Consider the following 7,609-nt stretch of genomic DNA (forward strand, 5'->3'; position numbering starts at 1 on the left):
ACCGGACGCGCGCTCGACATCGCAGCGCACGCTGCACTGGATCCGGCGCGCGGGCGGCCCGGCCGGCGGCGGCGATCTCTGCGGCAATCGCACACTGGATCTCGTCGTATTGGGTCGGACCGACCACCCGGGATCTGCTCGCCCACGGCGGCCTGGTCGGTCCTCGACCACACGCGGCTCTAATCGCCGATCGCTCCCCGGACATCCCGCGCCGGGTGTCCGGCTACAACCAGCGGGGCTGCGGGGACGCGGGTCCGGACACCCACCCGGCCGTAGGACACCACCGGCCCGGACCGGGACGAGCTCAGCCCGGTGGCGCGGTTTCTGCCGGACGCGGACACCACTCGCGCCGCCCCTGCAGCGGAGCAGCAAGCCCACTGGCCGGCCAACGCCGGCCCAACATCCGCCCAGCCACGACATCAGCGCGCAGAACGCCTCGGATCGCGATACCGTGATCCCAAGTCACGGGTCCGTCTAGCCCGGCTGGGCCGGTAGCGACCGTGGCTGGCGGCCTCGCCGCCCGCTCATGGGGTTCAACCACGACGCCCCGGTCCTGGTTGGTGACGCACGTCCCGCCATCGTCCTGTTCGACCGGGGGCGATTCCACGCCTCGGTCGCCCGGCACGGGCGGGTGCGTCTCACCCACCTGCACAGGTCCTGAAGGGGCTCGCTGACCACAAGCCCGACCCGCCGATGCCGGTTGACCGACCTGCGACACGGCGCCGGCCGCCCCGCCGCCCCGGGCGAGGACCAGCAGCCCGAGGCCATCCACCGAGGAGAACTCCATGCCGCATCGCGATGGCACGTCCCGCGCCGACGCCCCCGCCGGCACAGCCCGCGCGACCGTCCGGGACCGGCAAACCGGCGACGACGAAGCGTCGCTGTGGGAAAGCGTGCGCCGGCTCGGCACCACCGAGGTACACATCGCCGGACCCGACCTGGTCCCGCCCGGGGCCGGAGACACGCGGCGATGACTGAATCCCGTCTCGACTCCGCACAAGGCGTCGCCGATCCCACGGCCGATCCCGCGGTCGATCTCGGTGACCTGGCACAGGTGGTGCAGGCCTGCCCCGCGGTGGCCGGTCTGCATCCCGGCACCAGCGGCGCCATCACCACCCAGACCGGCCACGGCCGGCTGGCCGGGCTGCTGCTGGTCAATCACATCCTGCTCGCCGGGGTCGTCGGGTTCCGGCCGCACAGCACCGCTGTGATCACCGAGCAAGTCCGAGACGCCGTCGCCGCCCGCGCTGACGGTCTCTACGTCGTCGTCACCGTCATCGCCACCACCCCGGAATCCACCGGGCCGCACCCGCGCCACCGTGCCCACGCCCGTCGGGATGTCGCTGGGGCGTGACACCCGAGACGGTGCGACACCGCACCGCTCCCGACCAGGAGATGGGCGCGTCACCACGATGCGCCAGGAGGCTGTATGACGCCGTTGACCGACGAGGTGTTTCTTTCTCGCGTGCAAACCCATGTCGGGCAGCAGGATCTGGATGGGGCCGACCAGGCCACGATCGCGGTCCTGCGGACGCTGTTCGACTCGATGTCGACCACCGACGCCAGCGCGCTGTCTCGAGCACTGCCGTCCGGGCTGCGCGCCCGGCTCGGCGCGGCAGCAGGCGCCGCCCGGGGCGGCGGCCAGCATGCGGTCGGGCCCCGAGATTGAGCAGTGCCCACGTCCGGTCTCGGCCCGGCCCGGTACAGGGTGATCTTGCCCAGGTCCCGGATACGCGGGGGAGAGCCACAATCCGACCAGGTCGAACAAGCCGAAGGTGATCAGCGTGACCCCGTGCGTGTCGGTGGCGTGCTCGGTGATCGGGATTTCGGTGGCGTTGCCGAGGATCTCGTCGAGAACGTAGTGCGCCTCGCGCTTGGTCGCCACGATGATCTTTGTGCCGTAGGCCGCGTGCTGGTCGGTGACCGCCGAGTAGGTCGACAGGCCCTGGTGGGCGAAGTACCGGTTCATCGCCCGGGCGGTGGTGCACTTGCCGCGGGTGGGGAACCGTTGGCCGTCGGAAGAGAAGAGGGTGCCGGAGCCGAAGATCGCGGTGAGCGGCAGCGTCTGGTGGTAGCCGATCAGCGCTAGGTTCGCCGCCCGTAGCGTCTCTTCCCTTACGTACCACTCGCTGGTCCAGGCCAGGATGTCGTAGGAGATGCCGCAGGCATCGGCCATGCGGGCCAGCCCGAGGTTGGTGCAGTGGCTGAGCAGCACCGCGATCAGGTTCCGCTTCAGCTCGCGCGTGCGGGTCTGTTTGCCGCCAGCGTGGGTGAAGCAGTCCAGGAACCCGGTGCGGCGGTCCAGCTCGATCAGCAGCGACACGATCGGCGCGAACGGCAGCATCTCGGTTAGTTCCGTCTTGAGCGCGACCGCGTCAGCCGGAATGTCTTCTGCCGACAGCGGGGAGATCACCAGGTCGCCGGTGTCGTCGACGCGGACCGGGCCGTCGTCCTCGGCCAGGGTCTGCTCGAGTTCGCCCAGCGCGGCGTGCAGCTCGTCTTCAACCTGGGCCAGGCCGGTGGCGGCGTCGACGGGCTTGCCGACCAGGCGACAGAACTCACTGCGCTAGTCGGCCAACTGGCTCGGGCCCAGCAAGTAGGCGGTCGGGTCGGCGTAGCGGCGCGAGCCCGGTACCCACACATCCCCGGACCGCAGTGCGTCGCGCAGCGCGAGCAGCACGCACAGCTCCCAGCAATGCCGATAGGCCGTGGTCGGCGGTGGCGTCGTCGAGGTAGCCGCGCCAGCGGGCCGGGACGAATCCCGTCGGTGCGCTCGCCGGGACCTTGCGGGCGCCGCTCGCGTTCAGTTCCCACCAGGGCGGCGCCGAACCTGGTGGCCCAGCTGGCGCTGTGCACTGACTGGGATCGAGACCTCGTTTCTGGAGCTGAAGTCCACGACCCTGGGCGGGCGGGTGTTGCGCGCGAAGACCCCCGGCGGTGTCGACCAGGAGGTCTACGCCGTGCTCGTCAGCTACCAGGCGTTGCGGATCGCGATCGCCGACGCCACCATCGCCCGGCCCGACCTCGATCCCGACCGAGGTAGCTTCACCATCGCCCTTAACGCCGCCCGCGAGCAGCTCGTCCTGGCCGCTGGCGTGATCGCCGAGATAGTCGATCTGATCGGCGTGATCGGCCGTCGAGTCGTGGACGGACCGGATGCCCGGGCGGCGGTTACGGACCAACCCGCGCGTGGTGAAAACGGGCGATCTCGAAGTACGTCGCCAAGAGCGCCACTGGCCGCGTCCGAGCACCCAGCCGACCGGCCACCATCACGATCAACATCCTCGGGAGTGTCGATCCTTGACAGCACGACCCGACAGCTAACTGCACGACTTTGGGGCTAACTCTGCGCGAGGGTCAGGACGGCCTTGCCCCGGAAGCGGCCTCCGGCGAGGTCGTCGAGGACCTCGCGGAGCTTCTCCCAGTTCTCGGTGCGGCCGATCCGCGGCCGCAGCCGGCCGTCAGCGACGAGACCGGCGAGCACCGCGAGGTCGGCGCCTCGCTCGTTCTCCGGATCCGAGTGCACGAGCCCCACGAGGGTGTGCCCGAGGAAGTTGCCCAGCCCGAAGTCCGCCGCTCCGGCCATCCCGCCGTAGGTCACCGCGAGACCGGTCGGCGCCAGGTGCGCCAGGGCGGCCTTGAGCACCGGGCCACCGGCCCCGTCGAGCACCAGGTGGAAGCGGCTCGCCCCGTCGAGCGAGGTCACCGCGTCGTGAGCACCTGCATCCCGGGCCTCAAGCGCGCTCTCCGGACGGCTCACCAGGGCGATCACTTCGGCGCCGGCCGCCCGCGCGAGCTGGGTCGCGAACTGCCCGACCGCCCCGCTCGCCGCGGTCACCAGCACGCGACGAGCCAGCACTGATCCGCCCCGGCGCAACCCGCGCAGCGCGGTCAGGCCGGCGATCGGCAAGGCGGCGGCGTCGGTGAACGACACGTCGGGGGGCAGGGCGGCCGCCCGCTGGGTCGGCACCGCCACCCGTTGCGACCAGCCGGCGCCGTCGACGATGGCGATGACGGGGGCACCTTCTGGTGGGCCCGAGCCGTCGGCCGCGGCCCGGTGAACCGTCCCGGCGACGTCCTGACCAGGCCGCCAGTCCTGGTCCCGCTGGCCCAGCAGCGCCAGCTCGCCGCGGTTCACTCCGGCAGCGCGTACCCCGATCACCAGCTCGTCGGGCGCGGGCTCGGGCTCGGGCAGGTTGTCGGCCAGACGCAACCCCCGTGGTGCGGAGCGGTCGGTGATGAAACCACGCATGTCAGTTGGGGTGCCCGTCGGGGCGATGCTCAACCATTTCGAAGTCCCCGTCGGGGCGCGACGGCAGCGGCGGCGGAAAGAACGGCACTTCCCGGCCGCTGGCGTCGGCTCGTCCGTGGGGCGATCTTGCGCGGGCTGGGGCGATCCGGCATACGCACCGCAGCGCCGACGTCGAGGACCGGCGCGGGAGAACCCGCCGGTCAGCCGGCCGGTGTGGTCCGTACCGCCTCGGTGAGGCTGTCGAGCTCGACCGGACCGCGGTAGAGCCGGCCGTTGAGGAACAGCGCGGGTGTGCCCGGGACACCGCTCGCTTCCCCGCTGGCCAGGTCCCGCTGCACCCGCTCGCGATGGTCGCGGGCGCGGTAGCCGATCGCTCCCGCATCCGGCAGGCCCAGCCGCTCGGCGTAGCCCGCGAGGTCGTCCTCGGTCAGCCGATCCTGGTGGCTGTAGAGCACCTCGTGCATCACCCAGAACTGGTCGGCGTCGGCGGCGGCTTCGGCGGCCAGCGCGGCCGGCCTCGCGTGCGGGTGGATGTCGACCAGCGGGAAGTGCCGGAATACGAATCGCATGCGGTCCCCGGCCCGGTCCACGAGGTTCTCCAGCACCGCATACACCTGCCCGCAGTACGGGCACTGGTAGTCGCCGTACTCGACCAGGGTCACCGGTGCGCCGGCCGGGCCACGGCTGTGGTCGACGGCGTCGACGGGGGACGCCAGCCCAGGGCTGTTCATCGGTGCTCCTTCCTCCCACGCTCGCCTCGCTCCCGGCGTCTGGTAGACACCCGGCACTGTGGAACGGCCTGCCCGCGACCCGTTACCGGCAACCAGGCCGGGTCAGTGCCCCAACGCGTCGATCGCGGCCATGTCGTCGTCGGAGAGCTCGAAGTCGGTGATGTCGATGTTCTCGCGGATCCGTGCCGGGGTCGCTGACTTGGGGAAGACGATGAATCCGTGCTGCAGGTGCCAGCGCAGCACGACCTGGGCCGGGGTGCGGCTGCGGGCCTCCGCGATCTGCGCGATGGTGCGCTCGCGCAGCAGGCCACCCTCCGCGAGCGGCGCCCACGCCTCGGTGGCGATGCCGGCGCGCTGGTGGTACTCACGCAATGACTGCTGCGGCGTGCGGGGGTTCAGCTCGATCTGGTTGACCGATGGGACGGTGCCGGTCTGGTCGGCGAGCCGGTCGAGCTGCGCCTCCCCGAAGTTGGACACCCCGATCGAGCGCGCCCGACCGTCGTCGCGCAGCGCCTCGAAGGCCCGCCAGGTGTCCACGTCGCCGTCGCGGCCCGGCCAGTGGATCAGGTACAGATCCACGTGGTCGGTGCCGAGTCGTTGCAGGCTGGCGTCCAGCGCGCGCCTCGCGGGCTCGTACCCGTGGTCGGCGCCGGCGAGCTTCGTGGTGACCCAGACGTCGTCCCGGGCAACGCCGGCGTCCCGGATGCCCTGCCCGACACCGGTCTCGTTGCCATACATCTGCGCGGTATCGATGTGGCGGTAACCGGCCTCGAGTGCGGTGCGCACGACATCGGCGGTGTCGTCCTGCTGGACCCGCCACACGCCGAGACCGAACTGGGGGATCGTCGCACCGTCGTTCAGCGTGATGCTCGGGATGCTCGCCATGGCCTCCGGCTACCCGCTGCCCGCATGGGAAAACCCGGTCGAACGGTGGCCCGGCCGGGCGAGCGGGTCTGGCGGCGTCTCCTCTGGCCAACCTGCACCAGGTCGTGTCGTTCGCGAAGCCGACCAGGCACTTACCATCTGCCTGAAGGTTGCCGCGACCTGCTCGGCCACGCCCTGTGCCGGTCATCCCCGAGCTGCCTCGCGGCCGGCCGCGGCGGCGATCTCCTCGAACCGGGACCGGATGGTCGGCAGCCGCGGTGCCCGGCAGGCCTGGTCGATCGCGGCTTGCGCGGCGGCTTCGCTCATGCTGCGGCTGCGCAGCCGGGACGCGTTCATGAAACCTCCGGCCGGCTCGGGAGGCCCGTGAGCGCCACCGGATCCGAGCCGATGTGGGCCTCGCCGGGCCGGATCTACCGGCGACGTCCTGGCCGGGGCGCCAGCCGTCGGTCCGCTGCTGCAGCACCGCCAGCTCACCGCAGTTGAGCCCGTCCGCGCCCACGCCCGCCACCGCATCGTGTGAGGACGGCTCAGGCAGCTCCCGCAGCGCGAGGCCACCCCTCGGCGCCGGCCGTCGGTGATGTGGCCGCGCACGGCTCCTCCTTCGGTCTCCGGGTGGCCTCACGGCAGCTCGATGACGACCTTGCCGGTGACACCGGACTCCACCGCCTCGTGCGCGCCAGCGACCTCGTCCAGCGGAAAACGATGCGTCGGCAGGGTGGTCAGCGAGCCGTCGGTCAGCGCGCCGGTGATCGCTTCGGCGGCCTGCTGCAGCGCCGGCGCGGGCACGTTGTAGACCAGCACGAAGCGCAGCGTGACGTTGGCCGTCATGCAGTCGCGCACCGGCAGCGTGGGATCGGTGGATCCCGCGGCGTAGCTGACGACGGTGGTGGCTGGCCCGGCCAGGCTCACGTCCATCTCCAGGTTCGCGGCGGGGGCGACCTCCACGATGCGATCGGGCTGTGGCGCCACCGTGCGAATCTGCTCGGCTGCGTCGCCGTCGCGGTAGTTCACCACCGTCTCGGCGCCGGCGGCCCGCGCGAGCTCCGCCTTCTCCTGGCTGCTGATCGTCGCGACCACCCGGGCGCCGTCGTGGTGAGCGAGCTGGATCGCGAAGTGCCCGACCGCGCCGGCACCGCCCGCGATGAGCACCGCGCCGCCGTCCAGCGGCCCGTCGGCGAACAGGCAGCGGTGCGCGGTCATCGCGGGAATGCCCAGACTGGCCGCGAGGTCGTCGGAGACCGCGTCGGGCAGGACGACGGCCTGCTGCTCGGGGATCACGCTCCACTGTGCGGCGGTGCCGAAACGGCCGGTGGCGGCGAACCAGACCCACACCCGCTGCCCCACCCGGTCCGGCGAGACACCGTCGCCGACCGCGTCGATCGTGCCGACACCGTCGTGATGCGGGATCTGGAAACCCTCGATCGGGCGCGGTGTCGACCCGTCGCGTGCTGCGACGTCGGTCGGGTTGATGCCCGAGACGGCGACACGCACCCGCACCTGCCCCGGCCCGGGCTCCGGCCGGTCAAGCTCGGTAACCCGCAGCACCTCGCGGGCGGGTCCGGTTTGCTCATAGCACGCGGCCTTCATCGCGACGACACCTCCTCAGAATTCCCACGCCCGTGGGCTGTGCTGCACGCTGATCCACTGGTCGGTGGTGAACTCGGCGATGCCCCACTCGCCGCCGAAGCGGCCCAGCCCGGAGGCCTTCTCCCCGCCGAAGGCCGTGTTGGGTTCGTAGTTG

7 protein-coding genes are annotated in these 7,609 nt (G+C 71.8%); 1 reads left to right on the plus strand and 6 read right to left on the minus strand.

Features of this window, described 5'->3' with window-relative positions:
• Window positions 1–304: 304 nt before the first annotated feature.
• Window positions 305–2,413 carry a Tn3 family transposase gene (locus ACLFMI_RS26770; RefSeq protein ID WP_458788587.1) on the minus strand — a complete coding sequence of 703 codons (2,109 nt, stop codon included), beginning with the start codon at window positions 2,411–2,413 and terminating at the stop codon, window positions 305–307.
• A 499-nt stretch (window positions 2,414–2,912) separates the two neighbouring features.
• Between ACLFMI_RS26770 and ACLFMI_RS15195 the strand changes: the two genes are divergently transcribed.
• Window positions 2,913–3,344: a hypothetical protein gene (locus tag ACLFMI_RS15195; protein WP_410948488.1), complete on the plus strand. Its 432-nt coding sequence runs from the start codon at window positions 2,913–2,915 to the stop codon at window positions 3,342–3,344.
• Here the strand turns inward: ACLFMI_RS15195 and ACLFMI_RS15200 are convergent.
• The 5 genes from ACLFMI_RS15200 to ACLFMI_RS15220 form a co-directional block, all read right to left on the minus strand.
• Window positions 3,341–4,252: a zinc-binding dehydrogenase gene (locus ACLFMI_RS15200; RefSeq protein WP_410948489.1), complete on the minus strand. Its 912-nt coding sequence runs from the start codon at window positions 4,250–4,252 to the stop codon at window positions 3,341–3,343. The two genes, ACLFMI_RS15195 and ACLFMI_RS15200, sit on opposite strands and share 4 nt — an antisense overlap.
• 200 nt (window positions 4,253–4,452) lie before the next feature.
• On the minus strand, window positions 4,453–4,983 hold the full coding sequence (locus tag ACLFMI_RS15205) for a DsbA family protein (protein WP_410948490.1): 531 nt from the start codon (window positions 4,981–4,983) through the stop codon (window positions 4,453–4,455).
• A 102-nt stretch (window positions 4,984–5,085) separates the two neighbouring features.
• Window positions 5,086–5,868 carry an aldo/keto reductase gene (locus ACLFMI_RS15210; RefSeq protein ID WP_410948491.1) on the minus strand — a complete coding sequence of 261 codons (783 nt, stop codon included), beginning with the start codon at window positions 5,866–5,868 and terminating at the stop codon, window positions 5,086–5,088.
• 183 nt (window positions 5,869–6,051) lie between these two features.
• On the minus strand, window positions 6,052–6,204 hold the full coding sequence (locus ACLFMI_RS15215; RefSeq protein WP_410948492.1) for a hypothetical protein: 153 nt from the start codon (window positions 6,202–6,204) through the stop codon (window positions 6,052–6,054).
• Window positions 6,205–6,486: 282 nt separating this feature from the next.
• A complete protein-coding gene (locus ACLFMI_RS15220; RefSeq protein ID WP_410948493.1) occupies window positions 6,487–7,455 on the minus strand; it encodes an NADPH:quinone reductase in 969 nt (322 codons plus the stop codon).
• Window positions 7,456–7,609: the final 154 nt, after the last annotated feature.

Origin of the sequence: Pseudonocardia nantongensis, assembly GCF_046546495.1 — a bacterium.
Classification (GTDB): domain Bacteria; phylum Actinomycetota; class Actinomycetes; order Mycobacteriales; family Pseudonocardiaceae; genus Pseudonocardia; species Pseudonocardia nantongensis.